We start from the raw sequence: 18,395 nt of genomic DNA, 5'->3' as shown, positions 1-18,395 counted from the left end.
TTCTTCAGACGCACGACTGACAGACATTCGGCAGGGCTATTTGATGGCCCTGCCGTTTTCACCTCTTTCCCCGCCAGGCACCTATGAAAATCGTTAAGATTCAAAGCCATGTTTTGCAGTATGACCTGCCAGAGCCTTTGGGCTATTCGCAGCAGTATTACGCGAAACGGTCTGCCCATTTGGTGGAAGTGACGACGGACGAAGGCATCACCGGATGGGGCGAATGTTTTGGTCCGGGCAATGTGGCGCTGGCCAACAAAGCTATCGTTGAACGTGTGATCCAACCGCTGATTTTGGGAATGGACCCAATGGATCGCGATGTGATCTGGCACAAAGTTTACAACCTTTTGCGCGACCACGGACAAAAGGGCATGCCGATGCAGGCCCTGTCCGGTGTCGATATCGCGCTGTGGGATATCGCGGGTAAGGTCGCAGGCCTGCCTATTCACAAGCTGATCGGTGGCGCACACCGCGACCACGTCACCGTTTACGGCTATGGGATGATGCTGCGCCCTGATGAAACTCCTGACAGCTTAGCGGCGCGTTTCGTGGATGAAGCCGCTGAGATTAAAGAAATGGGTTTTGCCGCAACCAAGATGAAAGTCGGGTTAGGGCCGAAACCGGATGTGAAGTTGGCCGAAGCGGTCAGACGCGGTGTCGGCGACGATTTCCGTTTCATGGTGGATGCCAACCATTGCTACACAACGTCGGACGCGTTCTACGTCGGCCGTGCATTGCAAAACCTTGATGCGTATTGGTTCGAAGAACCAATCGCGCCTGAAGATCACGATGGCTATCGCGAATTACGCGCTGGTCTCGACATCAATATTTCGGGCGGAGAAGCCGAATTCAACCGCTGGGGCTGGCGCCAAATCCTTGAAAACCGCGGTCTTGATATTGCACAGCCCGAAGTCTGCGCACTTGGCGGGATCAGCGAATATCTACGGGTGCTGGCCCTTTGCCACGCGCATTTCACGCCTGTTATTAACCACGTCTGGGGCTCAGACATCGCCGTTGCTGTGAACCTGCAACTGCTTGCAGCGATGCCGCCTATGCCCGGCGGGCTGCACCCGTGGGAACCGATGTTGGAATTCGACACCACACATAATCATTTCCGCGATGATCTTTTGGAAGACCCGCTGGACATCGCAGGCCAGGTGAAGACGACCAACGGCACCGTCAAAATTCCGGACAAACCGGGAATAGGTGTTACGCCAAACACGGATTTCATCAAAGAGTTCGAGATTACTTAGACGACCTTGGGAGGGGACAGTCATGGACGAAGCAGAAACAGGAGGCTTATTGGAATGGATTATTCCGTTGGCGTTTATCATCTGCATGGGATGGGTGATTTGGCACATGCCGTCGTTCATTCTCGACTTTCTGCCACCCGCGAACGAAAGCCTGTATGGCCAAATCGAAGCATTGCAATTGCGCAAAGACGTCACGCCTAATCTCGGGGCCGTGGTCGGCGGGCACATTGATATCATCGACTTGACAGCGCTGGTCCTTATTCCAATCCTGTTCGTCTTGGGGATGCGGACCATCAAAGTCGCGACGATGGAATTCCAAGACTGGGGCGCCATCGACCGCGTGGCGATTTTCATCGGTCGGGTCACTATGATGTTGGTTTTGCTTATGACAATGGTGATGATGTACGAGGTGTTCCTGCGTTACGCGATTGAGAAACCAACACTTTGGGCGAATGAGCTGACACTGTGGATCGCGGGGTTTGTGTTTCTGTGTTCAGGCTTCTACGCCATGCAGCAACGCAGCCACATCCGTATCTTCATCCTTTACGAAGTGATGCCGCGCTGGGCGCAAAAAGCGTGCGATACGGCTTCGGTCTTCTTCATCTGCGTTTTCGCCTTCTTCCTCGTCTTTGGCAGCTACAAGCAGGTGTTTCTGACCAAATTTTACCGGTGGGAAATGTTCGGCACCGCCTTTGATCCGCCGATCCCCGCGACGATCCAGCCGATGATCCTGATCATCATCACGCTGGTAGCGATCCAGTCTGTGATCAACCTGATCGCCGATTGGAATACCGAACCCGTCATCGCGAGCGCAACGGACATGGATGACGAAGAACTTGAAGCGATCAAACGCAGCGTAGGGGCGAAATAATGGACGTCGGAACAATCTCGATTGTGCTGGTTCTGGGCCTGTTGGTCCTGCTAGCGATTGGTATGCCGCTTGGCTTTGCGTCTGCTGTTCTGGCGGTCGCAGTGCTGGTGATGAAATTTGAACCGGCCTTGCTGACAAACCCGTTTTCATGGGGTGATGGCATGCTGACGGGGCGACCGGGGACGGGGCCGCTATACCTGCTCACCCAGAAGATATTCGATCTTATGACCGAATATGTCCTGATATCCGTACCCTTGTTCATCTTTATGGCGGCGCTGTTGGAACGGTCCGGCATTGCCAAGGAAATGTACACGTCCCTTGACTACTGGCTGTCCCGCGTGCGCGGTGGCATCGCGATTGTCACGTCCTTGATGGCTGTGATTATGGCGGCGATGTCGGGCATTATCGGCGGTGAAGTCGTCCTGTTGGGCCTGATCGCACTGCCACAGATGTTACGGCTTGGCTACGATCAGAACCTCGCCATCGGGACGATTTGTGCGTCAGGGTCGCTGGGGACAATGATCCCACCGTCCATCGTGTTGATCATTTACGGCCTGATCACTGAAACATCGATCAAGGCGCTTTTTACTGGCGCGTTCCTGCCCGGTTTCATGCTAGCCAGTTTCTTTATCATCTACATTCTGATCCGGACGAACCTAAACCCGTCGCTGGCCCCATTGCCAGAACCTCAACCGGGTGAGCCGACAGGACGCCAAAAACTTGGCCTGTTCGGTGCGTTCTTGTCGGTCCTTATGGCGGGTTTCACGACGCTGTTGCTGCTGCGGGCCTTGTTCTTTACCGTAACAGGTCAGAACACAAACATGGGCGAAAACGTTGATCCGATTGCGTGGGGGATGACATATCATATCCCCTATATCATCGGCTATTTGGTCGCGGCACTGGTGCTGGCTTTCTTCGTGTTCGGGATGGAACGGGTCAAAGTCGGTTGGGAACATGGCAAGGGCCTTGTGCCGCCCTTCACTGTCATCGGCATCGTTTTAGGGTCCATCTACGGCGGTATTTCCGGCATCACAGAGGCGGCAGGCATGGGCGCATTGGCGGTCTTCGTGATCGCGTTGATTCGTGGTGAAGCTTCGAAATCACTTGTTTGGGACGCATTGATGCGGACGTTGCGGTCCACCGGTACGATCATTTGGGTGACTATCGGGGCGGCTGCCTTGGCGGGGGCCTATACGCTTGCGGGCGGTCCATCATACATCGCGGATCTGATCGTTGGCGCGGACATGCCGACGATGGCCGTATTGCTGACGATGATGCTGATCCTGCTCTTCATGGGTGCGTTTATGGATTGGGTCGGGATCGTGTTGCTGATCATTCCTGTATTCCTTCCGATTGTGAAACGCCTACCCATCGAAGAAATTGGCTTTGTCGGTCAACTTGAGCCATCCCAAATCTCGATTTGGTTCGGCGTGTTGTTCTGTATGAACATGCAGGTCAGTTTCTTGTCGCCACCATTTGGACCTGCTGCATTTTACCTAAAATCTGTGGCACCGCCGCATATCTCTTTGACGGATATTTTCCGTGGGTTCCTGCCGTTTATCTGTGTGCAGTTGATCGCCATCACCGTGCTTCTCGTGTGGCCATCCATCGTGACGATATTGCTGTGACCCTTACGGCAGATCAAATTGCGCAGTTCAAGAAGGACGGCTACCTGATCGTTAAAGACGTCGTGTCCCCCGATTTGCTGCGTGCAATTCGGGGAGAATACGATGGGGTTATGGACAACTTGTACGACGATTGGTTCGCGCAGGGATTGGTGACTGATCCAGCCGAGGGACTTGATTTCTGGGCGAAACTTGATCGGGCTCGGGCGGCTGAAGTTGAATGGTTTCAGCCGCTCGATATTTCGCTTCCTCATGCTGATATCACGGAAGATACGCCATTTCATTTTGGACCCGCCGTGTTTGATCTGGTCACACATGACCCGATCCTTGATGTCGTCGAAACCGTTCTTGGTGGTGAATTGACGTCAAATCCGATTCAGCATGTCCGCATTAAGCCGCCCCAACGCGAAGTGCCTGAAGGCGAGACGCGTGCCCATATCGGCGTCACTGCATGGCATCAGGATCGCGGCGTCGGGCATCCGTTGGCTGATGAAACAGATATCATTACGGTGTGGATCGCAGTGACGGATGCGACAGTGAAAGACGGGTGCTTGCGCCTGATACCTAATCCGCCTGACGATATGTTGCCGCATTGCCCGCAAATTCAAACTGCGATCCCTGACGCACACCTTGACCAAGATCGCGCAATTGATGCGGAAATGACGGCGGGCAGCATCTTGTTGATACACCCGCTGACCCCGCATTGTTCGGGGCCGAACACGTCTGACGGTTACAGGTGGTCATTTGATATTCGATATAACGTGAGCGGGCAGAACACAGGACGTCAGCAGTTCCCCGATTTTGTTGCCAGATCTCGGGCGCAGCCGCAGACGGAATTGCGGGACTGGCGCACGTGGCTGGGTCTGTGGGAACAGGCGCGGACGACAGCGGCCACGTCACCGCATATCGACCAACATCGGTGGCAAGCGGATAGTCCATTCTGTGCCTGATATCCTTGTTATAGGGGCCGGACTGATCGGCGCGCGGCATGTGGCGGCGGTGCAGGATCATCCTGACTGCACATTGGTTGGTGTTGTTGATCCGGTGCAGGTGGATGGGATCGCTGCCCCGGTCTTTCGCGACATTGCCGATGTGAATGTGCACGTCGATGGTGTGATCATCGCGACACCTACCGGATTGCACGCGTCCCATGGAATGCAATGTGCGCAGCGCGGTTGGCATATGTTGATCGAAAAGCCGGTTACGGCGACATTGGACGAAGCCCGCGATCTTGGGCAGGCCGTCCGTACGCACGGTGTGCGGTGTCTTGTTGGCCACCACAGACGTTATCATCCATCTATTGACGTCCTGCGGGACGCCATCTTGTCTGGCAAGATTGGCGCGCCCGTGACCTCTACGTTGATATGGGCGATGCGTAAGCATGACAGCTATTTTAACGCGGATTGGCGGCGTGCGGATGGCAGTCCGGTGATGATTAACCTTGTGCATGACATCGACTTGCTCAGGTTTATCTTTGGCGAGGTCACCGACATTGCAGCCCTTGGATCAAATGCACAACGCGGCAGCGGCAAAGTCGAAAGCGGTGGCGCTGTTTTGCGGTTTGAAAGCGGGCTATGTGCGACAATCAGCTTTGCCGATACCGCGCCCAGCCCGTGGGGTTTTGAAGCCGGAACAGCAGAGAACCCCAACATTGGTACCACTGGTCAGGATATGTGGTGGATTACGGGCACGCATGGTGGGATCGCGTTCCCATCTCTCACACTATGGGGTGGTGCCTCTGATTGGTCACAGCCCGCGACAGCGCAAACCTTATCTGCTAACAAGACGATACCATTGATCGCGCAACTGACACATTTTTGCCAAGTGATTGCGGGCACTGCCGAACCGATAATTGATGTCGTTGATGCTGCGCGGACGCTGAAGGTAACGCGTGACATTGAAACGCTCTTGGCGCAGCAAATACTGCAGCCCGAAGATACGAAGGAAAAGATAGCATGACGAAACCCACCATTGGATTTATCGGGCTGGGGCTGATGGGATCGGCTATGGTCTCTCGCCTTCAGGACTTGGGTTATCAGGTCACCGTGACCGCGAACCGGTCTCGCCCGAACATTGATGCGGCTGTTGCACGCGGGGCGACCGAAGTGGACACTGCGCGCGACGTGGCCAGTGCCAGCGATATCGTCATGCTGTGCATGGATACATCCGCCAGTGTGGAAGCCCGCATGACCGGCGCAGATGGCGTGATTGCAGGACTTCAATCAGGCGCAGTCGTCATCGACTTCGGCACGTCACTGCCCGGAAGCACGCGCGCCTTGGCGGAAAAAGTCGCAGCGGCGGGCGGCACGATGCTGGACGGTCCATTGGGACGGACACCCCAGCAGGCCTATGACGGCAAATTGAATATCATGGCGTCCGGCGACAAAGCCGCTTTTGACAAGATCAAACCAGTTTTGGATGACTTGGGCGAAAACGTCTTTCATTTGGGGGCCGTTGGATCGGGTCACACAATCAAGCTGATGAACAACTTTTTCGGGATGACCGTTGCAAACGCGATGGGCGAAGTGTTCGCGATGTCGGACGTCGCAGGTGTGGACCGTCAGCAGGTGTTTGATGTCATTGCGGCGGGTCCGTTGAAATCGATGATGATGGACCTGGTCAAAGGCTACGCAATCGACGGCAATCCAGATATGTTGGCTTTCAGTATCGGTAATGCGGCCAAAGACCTTGGGTATTACGACCAAATGGCAAAAGATGCGGGCACAGAGTCCGCGCTTGTCGGTGGCCCGCTGAATGCGATGAAATCCGCGAAAGACGCAGGCCACGGCGATGAAATGGTGTCGCAAATGGTCGATTTCTATTCCAAAATGTTCGGCCAAAACTAGGTGAGAGATGCCACAACGCCCGATAGAATAGGCGTCGGCATCTTGATGATGCTGGTCGTCTATTTGTTGTTCACCATGGTGGACACAACGGCGAAGTGGTTGATTGGGCTAGGGTTTCCGGCGCTGCAGGTTGCCTTTCTTCGCTATGCGGGCCACTTTGCCATTAGCGCAGGGATTGCTGCGACCGGACAAACCCCGTTGCGCCACCCCAAGCTGCCGTTAATTGTTTTGCGGGCCTTGCTTTTGGTGGTCGCGACGATGCTGAACTTCATCGCGATCACCTACCTGCCGCTAACGATTATTTCGGCCATCGCGTTCTCAGTCCCCATCATCGTGTGTCTCTTGTCCGTTCAGGTTTTGGGCGAACGGGTTGGACCGTGGCGGTGGGGCGCGATCCTGCTGGGGTTCGTGGGCGTCATCATCGTGATCCAGCCCTTTGGCGTTGATTATCATTGGGCAGCACTATTGTGCGTGGTGAACGCATTCTTGCTTGCAGCCTATTCGCTTTTGACGCGGTATTTGACCCAAGATGTCGAAACCCAAACGCTACAGTTCTACGGTGGCTTGACCGGTACGATTGTGATTGCACCAATGGCTTATGCGGTCTGGGAACCGGCGAAGACGTGGCCCGATTTGGTGATGTGGGGTATGCTAGGCCTGTGCGCTTGGGCGGGGCATGAAATTCTGACACGTGCCCATAACATCGCGCCTGCAAATGCGTTGATGCCGATCTCGTACAGCTATCTCATTTACATGATGGCGTCGGACATTCTGATCTTTGCACTGTATCCTGACGCAATCGAGATTGTTGGTGCAAGCGTGATCGTTCTGGCGGGTCTGATCATCTGGAAAAGAGGCCGCTAAACGCAAAAAGGCCCGCACATTTGCGGGCCTTTTCGATGATTTGGTTGGCTTAAGCAGCGTTCGCTTTGGTCCCGAACCGACCGTAGAACGACTGGGTTTTGTCAGCCATTTCACGCAGTAGGGCAGGTGTTTTGAACCGCTCACCGTATGTTTCCGCCAGTTGATCACAGCGTTCTGCTGCGTAAGGCGTGCCAATGATATCAAGCCAGCTGAACGGGCCACCGGACCAAGGTGCAAAGCCCCAACCAAGGATCGCGCCAACATCGCCTTCGCGGATGTCTTCCAGCACGTTTTCTTCCAGTGCGCGGACCGCTTCCAGCGTTTGAGCAAACAACAAACGGTGCTGCACGTCGATCAGATCAGGCTGTTCGTCGGCTGCTGGGTATTTGGCGGAAAGCCCTTCCCACAGACCTTGGCGTTTGCCTTTGTCGTCGTAAGCATAGAAACCGCTGTTAGATTTGCGGCCCAAACGGCCTTCGTCGAACATCCAGAACAACACTTCGTCCTGCGCGTCGTCGTAGGCATCGCCCATCGCGGCTTTTGTCGCTTTCGCAATTTTCACGCCGAGGTCGATGGACGTTTCGTCGGTCAACTGGAGCGGACCAAGCGGCATACCAACCAGTTTAGCGGCGTTTTCGATCAGGGCAGGTTCAACACCTTCCTTCACCATCCGGATACCTTCGTTGATGTATGGGATGATACAGCGGTTCGCATAGAAGAACCGTTCGTCATTCACAACGATAGGTGTTTTGCGGATTTGACGCACGAAATCGAGCGCCTTGGCCACGGCCACATCACCGGTCTGCGCACCTTTGATGATCTCTACGAGCATCATCTTGTCCACAGGGCTGAAGAAGTGGATGCCGATGAACTTTTCAGCATCGTTTGATGCCTTTGCGAGTTCAGTGATCGGCAGCGTTGAGGTGTTCGTCGCAAAGATGCAGTCAGGACCAGTCACGGCCTGTACCTTGGCTGTCACGTCAGCTTTTACGCCCACGTCTTCGAACACGGCTTCAACGATTAGATCACAGTCTTTCAGCGCGTCGTAGTCAGTCGTCGCGTTGATCAGGCCAAGGATCGCTTCTTTCTTTTCAGGTGTCGCCTTTTTGCGGGCGATGCCTTTGTCCATGTAGGCGGCAGTGTAGTCTTTACCCTTGTCCGCAGCTTCCTGTTTCGCGTCGATCAGCACGACCTTGATCCCCGCCAACGCAGAGACGAGCGCAATGCCAGCCCCCATCATGCCAGCGCCGATGATGCCAACTTGGGACACCTTCTGGTCTGCCACGTCAGGACGGTTCGCACCCTTTTCTAGCGCTTCTTTGTTGATGAACAGTGACCGGATCATCGCCTCGGAGGATGGATTCAGCAAGACAGAGGTAAACCAGCGGGCCTCGATCTTAATGGCCGTATCAAAAGGTACCATCGCACCTTCATAAACGGCGGAAAGCAGCGCTTTCGCAGCAGGGTAGACACCTTGCGTCTTGCCGTTCACCATCGCGGATGCACCGACGAATGTCATGAAACCAGCAGGGTGGTACGGCGCGCCGCCGGGCATTTTGTAGCCCTTTTCATCCCATGGTTTTACGATCTTAGGTTCTGACAAAACCCATTCTTTGGCCTTGGCCACAACTTCGTCAGCGTCCACGACTTCATCGATCACACCAGCGGCCTTGGCCTTTTGCGGGTTGTTCAATTTGCCCTCAAGCAACAGCGGCGAGGCCGCCATCGCACCGAGTTTGCGCACCAGACGGGTCGTACCGCCCATTCCGGGGAAAATGCCGACCATGATTTCTGGTAGGCCGATCTTGGCTTTGGGGTTGTCCGCAGCAAAAATCCGGTGACACGCCAGCGGAATCTCTAAACCAATGCCCAAGGCGGTGCCGGGCAGGGCAGCAGCAATCGGTTTGCCGCCTTTGTTGGTTTTTGGGTCCATGCCAGCACGTTCGATCTTGCGGAGGATGCCATGGGACTTCATCAAGCCGTCCATCAGGCCTTTGGCGGGGTTGTCGCCCGCGCTGGCCTTCATCTTGGCAATGATATTCAGGTCCATGCCCCCGGCGAATGTATCCTTGCCGGACGTGATAACGATGCCTTTCACAGCATCATCTGCCAACGCCATGTCAATGCAGGATTCCAGATCTTCCCACCCTTGCAGGCTGAGGACGTTCATGGATTTGCCAGCGACATCCCAAGTGATGGTTGCAACACCGTCGGCATCGATTTTCATAGTAAAATCAGTCATATCGGTGGCTCCTTACACGCGTTCGATGATTGTTGCGACACCCATACCGGATGCGATGCAGAGGGTGGCAAGGCCAGTGCCTTTGCCAGTCCGTTCCAGTTCGTCCAGCAATGTGCCGATGATAATCGCACCTGTGGCACCCAGCGGGTGACCCATGGCGATAGAGCCGCCATTGACGTTCACAAGCGACGGATCGACGTCAAAACGCTGCATGAAACGCAGGACAACAGACGCGAAAGCTTCGTTAACTTCGAACAGGTCGAGGTCGGAAATCGCCATGCCGCTGTCTTTGAGGATCTTCTCGGTCACAGGAACCGGACCAGTCAGCATGATCGTCGGATCAAGGCCGATTTTAGCGGTGTGCTTGATGATCGCGCGTGGCTTGATGCCCATCGCCTCACCGTATTCTTTGGACCCGATCAACAGGCCAGCAGCGCCGTCCACGATACCGGAAGAGTTACCAGCGTGGTGGATGTGGTTGATCTTCTCAAGGTGCGGGTACTTCATCAGCGCGACTTTATCGAAGCCTGGCATCTGTTCGCCCATCATCTGGAACGCAGGGTTCAGCTTGGCCAATGCGTCCATATCCGTGCCCGGACGAATGTATTCGTCGTGGTCCAGAATGGTCAGACCGTTCTGATCTTTCACAGGAACGATGGATTTCGCAAACCGGTTGTCCGCCCATGCAGCCGCAGCGCGGTTCTGGGATTCAACTGCCAGTTGGTCGGCCTGTTCGCGTGTAAATCCATATTCGGTGGCGATGATATCGGCCGAAATACCCTGTGGAACAAAGTACTGATCCATTGCGATAGACGGATCAACAGCGATGGCTGCACCGTCAGACCCCATGGCAACGCGACTCATCATTTCGACGCCGCCTGCGATATAAGCCTGACCGGACCCGCCGCGAATTTGGTTCGCGGCAAGGTTCACAGCTTCCATGCCAGAGGCACAGAAGCGGTTGATCGACAGACCGGGGATCGATTGATCCAGATCCGAAGCCAGCACCGCAGTACGGGCCAAACAGCCGCCTTGTTCGGCAACCTGTGTGGCGTTGCCCCAGATCACGTCCTCTACGGCGTGACCTTCCAGACCGTTGCGGTCTTTCAGTGCGTTCATCACGCCTGCAGACAGGCGGGCTGACGTCACTTCGTGCAGGCTGCCGTCCTTGCGGCCCTTGCCGCGCGGGGTGCGGACAGCATCATAGATATAGGCTTCGGTCATAGTTTCCTCCGGGTATTTAGGTGCGATCGGCAGGTGAGCCGGGCATCAAGTCGTATGGGTGTTTCCAACCGGGTTGGGCGGCGATTGCGTCCATCCAGCGGTCGATATTGGGGTAATCTTTACGGTCAAATGTGAACGGTTCTGGGTAAAACAAGTATCCGGCGACGGCGATGTCAGCGATTGTGATGTCGTCGGCAGCCAGCCATGCAGTACGGCCCAATTGCGTTTCAACAACCTTCAATGCGGACTTAAGGCGGGCGGCCTGAAAGGCGATCACATCAGCGTTGCGGCGGTCTTCTGGCATGAAATTCATCAAGAACCGCAGGTTACCAGCAACGCCGGATACCTTGTGGTTATCAAAGAACATCCAGCGCAGCACTTCGCGGCGTTCCGCAGCCGATTTGCCGCCTAATTTGCCAGTCTTTGATGAGACATAATCTTGGATCACACCGGACTGGGTCAGGACCATATCACCGTCTTCCAGCACTGGAACCTCGCCCATGACGTTTAAGTCGAGGAACGCGTCGGACCGGCCTTCACCGTTGAAGAAATCAACAAACTTCGGTGTCCAGTCAGCACCTGCGAGATCTAGTGTCAGAGCCGCTTTGTAAGCATTTCCGCTTTCGCCGAAGCAGTGCAAGGTCATTGTCATGGTGTGGTCCCTTTCGAGGGTGCGTCCAGATCATAGGACAGAGATTTGAGTTGTTCTTGGACAGATGAAAGCAGAACGCTGCGTCCAATTAACGGCCCATGCTGATTAGTCGCCTTTGTGCGAGTAGCCTAATGGGATGAAGCTGCACCGTTGCTGTTTCATCTGCCCAAAACAACTCGAAAATGCGACGTCACCGCTTGCGATGCTCCAATGTTGTCGTGAACTGCCGCAATCTGCTTCGCAGATTGTCGTCGTCCATCAACGCATCGAAGTTTTCGAACACAAAACTCAAAGCCTCCCCTTTTTCCAATCCCGCATCATCCGCAAAGCGGGTCAACCTCCGATACCCGTCTTCTGTCATTCCGACAGGAAACCGACGTGTGAGGCGAAACCGTTTGGGCATGACACTCCTCCTTGGGGAAAGGCGGGCCGCAAAGCCCGCCTTCCATCGTGTCGTTAGAACTGTGCGGCGTCCAGTGCCATCACAGTGTCCGCGCCGGTGTTGATCCGCGCGAGGTGCATTGCCGTCGCAGGCAATTGACGTGCCATGTAGTATTTCCCGGTCGCGATTTTCGTGTTCAGGAAGTCTACATCGGTGTCGCCAGCATCCAGCGCTTCTTGCGCGGCTTTCGCCATGCGTGCCCACATCAGGCCAAGGCAAACGTGACCCATCAGGTGCATGAAGTCGTAAGACCCTGACAGCGCGTTGTTCGGGTTCTTCATGCCATTCTGCATGAAATACATCCCCGCAGCTTGCATGTCCTTGGATGCCGCTTTCAGTGGCTCAAGGAAGTCAGCTTTCAGCGCTTCGTTGCCGTCGTTTTCTTTGATGAAGTTCTTCACCATGTCAAAGAACGCCATCACGTGCTTGCCGCCGTCTTGCGCCAGCTTGCGGCCAACAAGATCAAGTGCCTGCACGCCGTTTGCACCTTCGTAGATCATCGCGATCCGTGCATCACGGGCGAATTGGGACATGCCCCATTCTTCGATGTAGCCGTGGCCGCCGTAAACCTGCTGTGCAGCTGTTGCGTATTCAAAACCCTTATCGGTCAAGAAGCCTTTCAGCACTGGCGTCATCAATGAAATCAGGCCGTCCGCGTCTTTGTCGTCGTTCTTGTGCGCACGGTCGATCAGGCTTGCGCCCCACATCGTGAAGGCACGCGCCCCTTCAACAAAGCTTTTCTGGTCCATCAGGTTACGACGGATGTCAGGATGCACGATCAGCGGATCAGCAGCTTTTTCAGGGTACTCAACGCCAGTCACGGCACGGCCTTGCAGACGGTCGTTCGCGTAGAACACGGCGTTCTGGTACGCGATTTCAGCTTGTGCATACCCCTGCAGGCCCACACCCAGACGTGCTTCGTTCATCATTGTGAACATCGCGCGCATACCTTTGTGCTCTTCGCCCAAAAGGTAACCGGTCGCTTCGTCGTAGTTCATCACGCAGGTGGAATTGCCGTGGATGCCCATCTTTTCTTCGATCTTGCCAACGGACACGCCGTTGCGATCACCAAGGTTGCCTTCATCATCGACCATGATCTTAGGCACGATGAACAAGGACACGCCTTTGATGCCTTCAGGGCCACCCGGAATTTTGGCCAAGACGAGGTGGACGATGTTGTCCGCCAGATCATGATCACCGGCAGAGATAAAGATCTTCTGACCAGAAACCTTATAAGACCCGTCGTCCTGTGGCACGGCCTTGGTCCGCATCAGGCCCAAATCAGTCCCGCAATGCGGTTCCGTCAGGTTCATGGTGCCAGTCCATTCACAAGTGACCATCTTTGGCAGCCATTTTTGCTTCTGCGCATCCGTGCCGTGGGCGTGGATCGCGGAATAGGCACCGTGTGTCAGGCCTTGGTACATGTTGAAGGCCATGTTGGCGGACACGAATGCTTCTTGTGCGGCAGAGTTCATCACATAGGGCAGGCCCTGGCCGCCATATTCCGGATCGCAATCCATTGCAGTCCAGCCACCTTCTTTCATGACCTTAAAGGCCTCGTCGAAACCGGTTGGTGTCCGCACGATGCCATTTTCAAGCACGCATCCTTCGGTGTCGCCAACCGCGTTCAGCGGCAGCAATACGTCGGTTGCGACTTTTCCGGCTTCTTCAAGCACGGCGCTTGTGAATTCCGCATCAAGATCGTCGTAGCCCGGGACGTCTTGGGCGCTGACGTTCAACAGATTGTGCAACACAAACTGCATGTCTTTAGTAGGGCTATTGTAGATCGGCATGTGCGGGTCTCCTCCGGTATCAACTCTTAGGCAGCGGCGATCTTGCCGTTTGCCAAATCTTCAAGGCGCTGTGCGCCCCATTCCATTTGTGTCTTCAGCTCCTCGATGGCGACATTCAGTTCATCGCGCTGGGCGATCATGTCGGCGAGGTGCGTTTTGGCCAGTTCGTATGTTTTCGCGAGCTGTGCCTGTTGGCTGTCGCCCATGTGGTACATGTCCAGCAGCTGCCTGATTTCCTCTAGGCTGAACCCGAACCGCTTACCGCGAAGGATCAGTTTGAGGCGGGCTTGATCACGCTTAGTGAACATCCGGCGCTGGCCGTCACGCATAGGAAACAAAAGTTCTTTCTGTTCATAAAACCGCAAAGTGCGGGGGGTTACGTCGTATTTCGCGCACATGTCGCGAATGGTCATTGTTTCAGTTGTCATTGTGCAATCCTTGGGCTGCATGTTGTTCGTTGTGCAGCCGAGGTGCGCCGTCGACTCGAACCTTACAAGCTTTGTTGACGTTAACGTAAACGGAACGTGGCGTCATTTTGCGCCTGACGAAAGGTCAGCAAAAGTCACCCTAGGTCACGCGTAATTTAATAAGAGGGAAGGGAAAGTTGGTTTTCCCCTCAGACGGGAAAGCGGGTAAGGATTTCCATACCGGATTCGTCTAAGAATAAGGGCTTTGCGATGCCTGCGGTTTCACGAAGCGTCAAAAATTCAGACAATGCGTGTGAAGAATTTGTATCGCATCCTGATATCCGCACGACGGGCCTGATCACGGGGCCCATGCGGGTCCGTGATCAAAATTGACCTGAGGTCATCCGACGTTTTTGGCTGTCAGATCGCGCAAACGCTTCAATTCGGTCATCGTGTCATCCAGCTGTTTGCGCTGTTCGTCCAGTTCAACCAACTGTTTGTCGGCCAGTTTGACCCACGTTTCCATCTGCGCTTGCGTACCTTCGTTTTCGTAGATTTGCAGCCACTGGCGAATGTCTTCCAACGCGAACCCGAAGCGGCGGCCACGCAAGATCAAAGTCATGCGTGCCAGCTCTTTGCTGCCATAGAAACGAGAACGGCCCTCTTTTTCGGGGCTGAGTAGTTCGATGTACTCGTAGTAGCGCAGCGTCCGTGGGGTCACATCGAACTTGGCACACATTTCTTTAAAGGACAGGCGGGGCTCAGACATTTCGTTCTCCATGACGCTAGTATAGCGCGCACTAAATCCAAGGCAACGTGCCAATCGCCCTTCATTGAGGATGCCAAGAAACAGCTTTTCGTAAGCGTCCGAGAATGTCAGGTGTGGGGCAATACCAATTGCGAGGGTCACCAGATGACACCAGACGAGCAAGCAACGATGGTTGCATCGTTCATACAAAACATGCCCCACGCCAAAGCGCTCGCGATGCATGTGGAACATTCCGGCGATGGCGAAGCGGTGATTTCCATGCCCTACGACGAACGCCTTATTGGCGATCCTGAAACTGGCGTGATCCACGGTGGTGCGGTTTCAGCATTGATGGATACGTGTTGTGGCACAGCCGTTATGTGTCACCCGAATGCAGGTGTACCCACTGCCACGCTGGATCTACGCATCGATTATATGCGCTCTGCGACGCCTGGACAGGCGATCACCACGACAGCCACGTGTTATCATGTGACCCGCAACGTGGCTTTTGTGCGCGCTGTTGCCACGGATGACGACAAAGATCGCCCAGTGGCGACCGCGACAGGTGCATTCACCGTCCCACAAGTGAAAAAGGTGGCGACATGAAGAAGCCAGAACCCGTGCAGGTCGTCAAACAAAGGCGTGATGCTGCCCTTCAGAACCTTTTGGCCGACGTGCCTTACATTCAGTTTCTCGGTGTGCAATTCGATCGCCGCGGTGACGAATTGACTGCGGTTTTGCCGTTCAAAGACGATCATATCGGCAATCCTATGCTCCCTGCGATCCATGGCGGCGTGACAGCTGCGTTTCTTGAGATTACGGCAATCATCCAGCTGAGTTGGGAAATGATCTGGGACGATGTCGAAACCCCGACAACCGATGTACCGACCCGCGTTTTGCTGCCAAAGACCATCGACTTTACCGTTGATTACCTACGCTCTGGCCTGCCGCGCGATGCTTACGCGCGTGCGCGGGTTAACCGGTCTGGCCGTCGTTATGCATCGGTGCACGTCGAAGGTTGGCAAGACAACCGGTCCAAGCTGTTCGCCCAAGCAACGGGTCACTTCCTGATGCCGGACAGGTCTAAACCCTGATGAAGACCGATAGCCTGACGCATCGCCGCGTCCTGCAAATCTCGCTCCCGATTGTGCTGTCGAATGCGACCGTGCCGATCTTGGGGGCTGTGGATACGGGTGTTGTCGGGCAGATGGGCGAAGCCGCGCCAATTGGGGCAGTTGGCATCGGCGCGATTATTTTAACCGCGTTCTATTGGATTTTCGGGTTTCTACGGATGGGCACCGCAGGGCTTGCCGCCCAAGCGCATGGGGCAGGGGACCAACCCGAAGTCGCCGCTTTGCTATCGCGTGCGTTGTTGATTGGCGCGATGGCAGGGTTTGCGATGGTTCTGCTGCAAATCCCGCTATTTTATGGCGCGTTCAACCTGTCGCCTGCCAGTCCCGAAGTCGAAAGCCTTGCCCGTGAATATATGGCGATTCGGGTGTGGTCCGCCCCTGCGACTATCGCGCTTTACGGGATTACAGGCTGGCTGGTGGCCTTAGAACGCACCAAGGCAATCCTCGCGATCCAAGTCTTGATGAACGGGGCAAACATCGTCCTCGATCTGGTATTCGTGCTGGGCTTTGATTGGGGCGTAGCTGGTGTTGGCTGGGCCACGTTTATCGCCGAATGGGCAGGACTTGCTTTGGGTCTATGGCTTTGCCGCGACGCTTTCAAAGGCACGGCATGGCGCAACGTAGAACGTATTTTCGACCGCATTCGCCTGAAAAATATGGCGGTTGTGAATACGGACATCATGATCCGTTCCGTTCTATTACAGGCGATCTTTGTCAGCTTCCTGTTTTGGGGGGCTGATTTTGGTGATGTGAATCTCGCCGCGAACCAAGTGCTTCTGCAGTTCCTGTATATCACGTCTTATGCGCAAGACGGATTTGCGTTCGCGGCTGAATCGCTGGTGGGTCAAGCTTTGGGTGCCAAAAAACGTGTCGCATTGCGCCGCGCCGCCATTTTGACTTTTGGCTGGGGGGCTGCGACGGGCCTGCTTCTTGCTACCTGTTTTGCGATCTTCGGACCTGCGATCATAGATACCATGGCCAAAGCGCCAGAGGTCCAATCGGCGGGCCGTACTTTCCTGCCATATATGATTGCAGCCCCTTTGGTGGGGGTCGCGTCGTGGATGTTGGACGGGATTTTTATCGGGGCCACACGAACCAAAGACATGCGCAATATGATGATCATTTCGGCTTTGGTCTATTTCGCCTGTGTGTTTCCATTGATGGCCGCGTTTGGAAACCACGGCTTATGGCTTGGGCTATTGTTAAGTTTTGTGGTGCGGGGCATCACACTGGGCATGAAGTACTCCGCACTGGAAGCGTCAGCTGACCCTTAGTTGGCGCAATCGCGTAGGGTCGTTGCGAGGCTTGTCATCATCGCGATGTAACCCACGCCAGCGCGGTCTGTCGCATCGACCATCGCCGTTTGTGCTGCTGTGTTCTCAATCAGAACAGCAGCCCATTCCGCGTCCGTTGGGGATTCGTGCAGCACGCAGGTCACGTCGCCCGCTTCGACCATTTCACGCAGCTCGCGCAGGTGACCGGGGCCAGGATCGGCGTCTTCAGAGTTCGAAATAAAGCCCGCAGGGGTCAGACCGACACCGACCTCAAAATACTGGAAACTGTCGTGCGGCAGAATGATCTGTGTGCCGTCGATCTGTATCGCAGTGGCGGCCAGCTCTGCCGAGAGCGTTGTGAGGTCCGTTTGGAATGCCGCAAGGTTCGCGGCGTATTGTTCCGCGTTCTCCGCGTCTTGAGCGATCAAGGCTTGTGCCACCGCATCGGCCCATACGGATACGGCAGTGGGGTCGAGCCACGCATGCGGGTCAAATTCACCATGGTCGTGGCTCGCATGATCATCATGATCGCCATGTTCCGCGTGGTCGTCATGGTCTTCGTGATCATCATGATCGCCATGTTCCGCGTGTTCGCCATGGTCTTCGTGGTCATCATGATCGCCGTGCTCTGCATGATCATCATGGCCCATGGCCTCATCAAGATCGCGGAATGGCAGCAGGTTCCAGCCCTCTGTCTCAAGCAGTGACAAGTGCGCGGCGTCACCTGCCAGGTTTTCAAGCGGATCAACCAACCAAGGTGTCAGGGATGCACCCACCCAAATCACGAGATCAGCTTGGGAAAGTGTGCGGGCCTGTGATGGACGCAATGTAAAATCGTGGGGATCGTCACCGGGAGCTAGCAGGACGTCTGGCGTCCCAATGCCCTGCATCAATGTCGTCGCGATGCTATGGGTCGGGCCAAAATCGGTCATAACTTGTGGCGCATCGGCCCAAGCAGCGGCAGGGACAGCCGCCAGTAGTGACAAAAGTGGGAGAGAACGTAGGGACATGACTTGCCTCT

18 protein-coding genes are annotated in these 18,395 nt (G+C 55.2%); 10 read left to right on the top strand and 8 right to left on the bottom strand.

Features of this window, described 5'->3' with window-relative positions:
- Positions 1 to 83 precede the first annotated feature (83 nt).
- From K3729_15865 to K3729_15835, 7 genes are read left to right on the top strand one after another with little or no spacing between them, the layout of a single operon-like run.
- Entirely contained in the window at positions 84 to 1,253 is a 1,170-nt protein-coding gene (locus tag K3729_15865) for a mandelate racemase/muconate lactonizing enzyme family protein (protein UWQ98870.1), read from the top strand.
- A 22-nt stretch (positions 1,254 to 1,275) separates the two neighbouring features.
- Positions 1,276 to 2,124, top strand: coding sequence for a TRAP transporter small permease subunit (locus K3729_15860; protein UWQ98869.1), 849 nt, complete (start codon positions 1,276 to 1,278; stop codon positions 2,122 to 2,124).
- Positions 2,124 to 3,752: a TRAP transporter large permease subunit gene (locus K3729_15855; protein UWQ98868.1), complete on the top strand. Its 1,629-nt coding sequence runs from the start codon at positions 2,124 to 2,126 to the stop codon at positions 3,750 to 3,752. The genes K3729_15860 and K3729_15855 overlap by 1 nt, the downstream gene beginning before the upstream one ends.
- The gene (locus K3729_15850) at positions 3,749 to 4,699 is read left to right on the top strand and encodes a phytanoyl-CoA dioxygenase family protein (GenBank protein UWQ98867.1); all 951 of its coding nucleotides are present in this window, start codon (positions 3,749 to 3,751) and stop codon (positions 4,697 to 4,699) included. The genes K3729_15855 and K3729_15850 overlap by 4 nt, the downstream gene beginning before the upstream one ends.
- Positions 4,692 to 5,708, top strand: a complete 1,017-nt coding sequence (locus K3729_15845; GenBank protein ID UWQ98866.1) for a Gfo/Idh/MocA family oxidoreductase — start codon at positions 4,692 to 4,694, stop codon at positions 5,706 to 5,708. Before K3729_15850 ends, K3729_15845 begins: the two co-directional genes overlap by 8 nt.
- Positions 5,705 to 6,595, top strand: a complete 891-nt coding sequence (locus K3729_15840; protein ID UWQ98865.1) for an NAD(P)-dependent oxidoreductase — start codon at positions 5,705 to 5,707, stop codon at positions 6,593 to 6,595. Before K3729_15845 ends, K3729_15840 begins: the two co-directional genes overlap by 4 nt.
- Positions 6,596 to 6,640: 45 nt before the next feature.
- Positions 6,641 to 7,459, top strand: a complete 819-nt coding sequence (locus K3729_15835) for a DMT family transporter (GenBank protein UWR01095.1) — start codon at positions 6,641 to 6,643, stop codon at positions 7,457 to 7,459.
- A gap of 49 nt (positions 7,460 to 7,508) precedes the next feature.
- Here K3729_15835 and K3729_15830 read toward each other — a convergent pair whose 3' ends face one another.
- The 7 genes from K3729_15830 to K3729_15800 all read right to left on the bottom strand — a co-directional run bounded on the left by K3729_15830 (position 7,509) and on the right by K3729_15800 (position 14,988).
- Positions 7,509 to 9,701, bottom strand: a complete 2,193-nt coding sequence (locus tag K3729_15830; GenBank protein ID UWQ98864.1) for an enoyl-CoA hydratase/isomerase family protein — start codon at positions 9,699 to 9,701, stop codon at positions 7,509 to 7,511.
- 12 nt (positions 9,702 to 9,713) lie between these two features.
- Positions 9,714 to 10,925, bottom strand: coding sequence for an acetyl-CoA C-acetyltransferase (locus K3729_15825; protein ID UWQ98863.1), 1,212 nt, complete (start codon positions 10,923 to 10,925; stop codon positions 9,714 to 9,716).
- 16 nt (positions 10,926 to 10,941) lie between these two features.
- Entirely contained in the window at positions 10,942 to 11,577 is a 636-nt protein-coding gene (locus K3729_15820; GenBank protein ID UWQ98862.1) for a glutathione S-transferase family protein, read from the bottom strand.
- A 190-nt stretch (positions 11,578 to 11,767) separates the two neighbouring features.
- Positions 11,768 to 11,980: a hypothetical protein gene (locus tag K3729_15815; GenBank protein UWQ98861.1), complete on the bottom strand. Its 213-nt coding sequence runs from the start codon at positions 11,978 to 11,980 to the stop codon at positions 11,768 to 11,770.
- Positions 11,981 to 12,033: 53 nt separating this feature from the next.
- Positions 12,034 to 13,812, bottom strand: coding sequence for an acyl-CoA dehydrogenase C-terminal domain-containing protein (locus K3729_15810; GenBank protein ID UWQ98860.1), 1,779 nt, complete (start codon positions 13,810 to 13,812; stop codon positions 12,034 to 12,036).
- 26 nt (positions 13,813 to 13,838) lie between these two features.
- Positions 13,839 to 14,240: a MerR family DNA-binding transcriptional regulator gene (locus tag K3729_15805; protein ID UWQ98859.1), complete on the bottom strand. Its 402-nt coding sequence runs from the start codon at positions 14,238 to 14,240 to the stop codon at positions 13,839 to 13,841.
- Positions 14,241 to 14,619: 379 nt separating this feature from the next.
- Positions 14,620 to 14,988, bottom strand: a complete 369-nt coding sequence (locus K3729_15800) for a MerR family DNA-binding transcriptional regulator (protein UWR01094.1) — start codon at positions 14,986 to 14,988, stop codon at positions 14,620 to 14,622.
- Between the two features lie 168 nt (positions 14,989 to 15,156).
- On the opposite strand from K3729_15800, the gene K3729_15795 reads away from it, so the two are divergent.
- The 3 genes from K3729_15795 to K3729_15785 are packed head-to-tail and all read left to right on the top strand — an operon-like array spanning position 15,157 to position 17,374.
- Complete coding sequence (locus tag K3729_15795; protein UWR01093.1) at positions 15,157 to 15,573, top strand: PaaI family thioesterase; 417 nt, start codon at positions 15,157 to 15,159, stop codon at positions 15,571 to 15,573.
- On the top strand, positions 15,570 to 16,061 hold the full coding sequence (locus K3729_15790; protein ID UWQ98858.1) for a PaaI family thioesterase: 492 nt from the start codon (positions 15,570 to 15,572) through the stop codon (positions 16,059 to 16,061). Before K3729_15795 ends, K3729_15790 begins: the two co-directional genes overlap by 4 nt.
- A complete protein-coding gene (locus tag K3729_15785; GenBank protein UWQ98857.1) occupies positions 16,061 to 17,374 on the top strand; it encodes an MATE family efflux transporter in 1,314 nt (437 codons plus the stop codon). Before K3729_15790 ends, K3729_15785 begins: the two co-directional genes overlap by 1 nt.
- Here K3729_15785 and K3729_15780 read toward each other — a convergent pair.
- On the bottom strand, positions 17,371 to 18,384 hold the full coding sequence (locus K3729_15780; protein ID UWQ98856.1) for a zinc ABC transporter substrate-binding protein: 1,014 nt from the start codon (positions 18,382 to 18,384) through the stop codon (positions 17,371 to 17,373). The genes K3729_15785 and K3729_15780 overlap by 4 nt on opposite strands.
- Between the last annotated feature and the right edge of the window lie 11 nt (positions 18,385 to 18,395).

The organism is Rhodobacteraceae bacterium S2214 (assembly GCA_025141675.1).
Classification (GTDB): Bacteria; Pseudomonadota; Alphaproteobacteria; order Rhodobacterales; family Rhodobacteraceae; genus Yoonia.
Note: the sequence above shows the minus strand (reverse complement) of the source record. Positions and strands in the feature narration are given on the sequence as shown.

Excerpts from the sequence above, each read along its gene's own strand:
- K3729_15830 (UWQ98864.1), bottom strand. The coding sequence starts at position 9,701 with ATGACTGATTTTACTATGAAAATCGATGCCGACGGTGTTGCAACCATC.
- K3729_15805 (UWQ98859.1), bottom strand. The coding sequence starts at position 14,240 with ATGACAACTGAAACAATGACCATTCGCGACATGTGCGCGAAATACGAC.
- K3729_15790 (UWQ98858.1), top strand. The coding sequence starts at position 15,570 with ATGAAGAAGCCAGAACCCGTGCAGGTCGTCAAACAAAGGCGTGATGCT.
- K3729_15840 (UWQ98865.1), top strand. The coding sequence starts at position 5,705 with ATGACGAAACCCACCATTGGATTTATCGGGCTGGGGCTGATGGGATCG.
- K3729_15865 (UWQ98870.1), top strand. The coding sequence starts at position 84 with ATGAAAATCGTTAAGATTCAAAGCCATGTTTTGCAGTATGACCTGCCA.
- K3729_15785 (UWQ98857.1), top strand. The coding sequence starts at position 16,061 with ATGAAGACCGATAGCCTGACGCATCGCCGCGTCCTGCAAATCTCGCTC.
- K3729_15825 (UWQ98863.1), bottom strand. The coding sequence starts at position 10,925 with ATGACCGAAGCCTATATCTATGATGCTGTCCGCACCCCGCGCGGCAAG.
- K3729_15855 (UWQ98868.1), top strand. The coding sequence starts at position 2,124 with ATGGACGTCGGAACAATCTCGATTGTGCTGGTTCTGGGCCTGTTGGTC.
- K3729_15820 (UWQ98862.1), bottom strand. The coding sequence starts at position 11,577 with ATGACAATGACCTTGCACTGCTTCGGCGAAAGCGGAAATGCTTACAAA.
- K3729_15835 (UWR01095.1), top strand. The coding sequence starts at position 6,641 with ATGATGCTGGTCGTCTATTTGTTGTTCACCATGGTGGACACAACGGCG.
- K3729_15815 (UWQ98861.1), bottom strand. The coding sequence starts at position 11,980 with ATGCCCAAACGGTTTCGCCTCACACGTCGGTTTCCTGTCGGAATGACA.
- K3729_15800 (UWR01094.1), bottom strand. The coding sequence starts at position 14,988 with ATGTCTGAGCCCCGCCTGTCCTTTAAAGAAATGTGTGCCAAGTTCGAT.
- K3729_15780 (UWQ98856.1), bottom strand. The coding sequence starts at position 18,384 with ATGTCCCTACGTTCTCTCCCACTTTTGTCACTACTGGCGGCTGTCCCT.
- K3729_15810 (UWQ98860.1), bottom strand. The coding sequence starts at position 13,812 with ATGCCGATCTACAATAGCCCTACTAAAGACATGCAGTTTGTGTTGCAC.
- K3729_15795 (UWR01093.1), top strand. The coding sequence starts at position 15,157 with ATGGTTGCATCGTTCATACAAAACATGCCCCACGCCAAAGCGCTCGCG.
- K3729_15860 (UWQ98869.1), top strand. The coding sequence starts at position 1,276 with ATGGACGAAGCAGAAACAGGAGGCTTATTGGAATGGATTATTCCGTTG.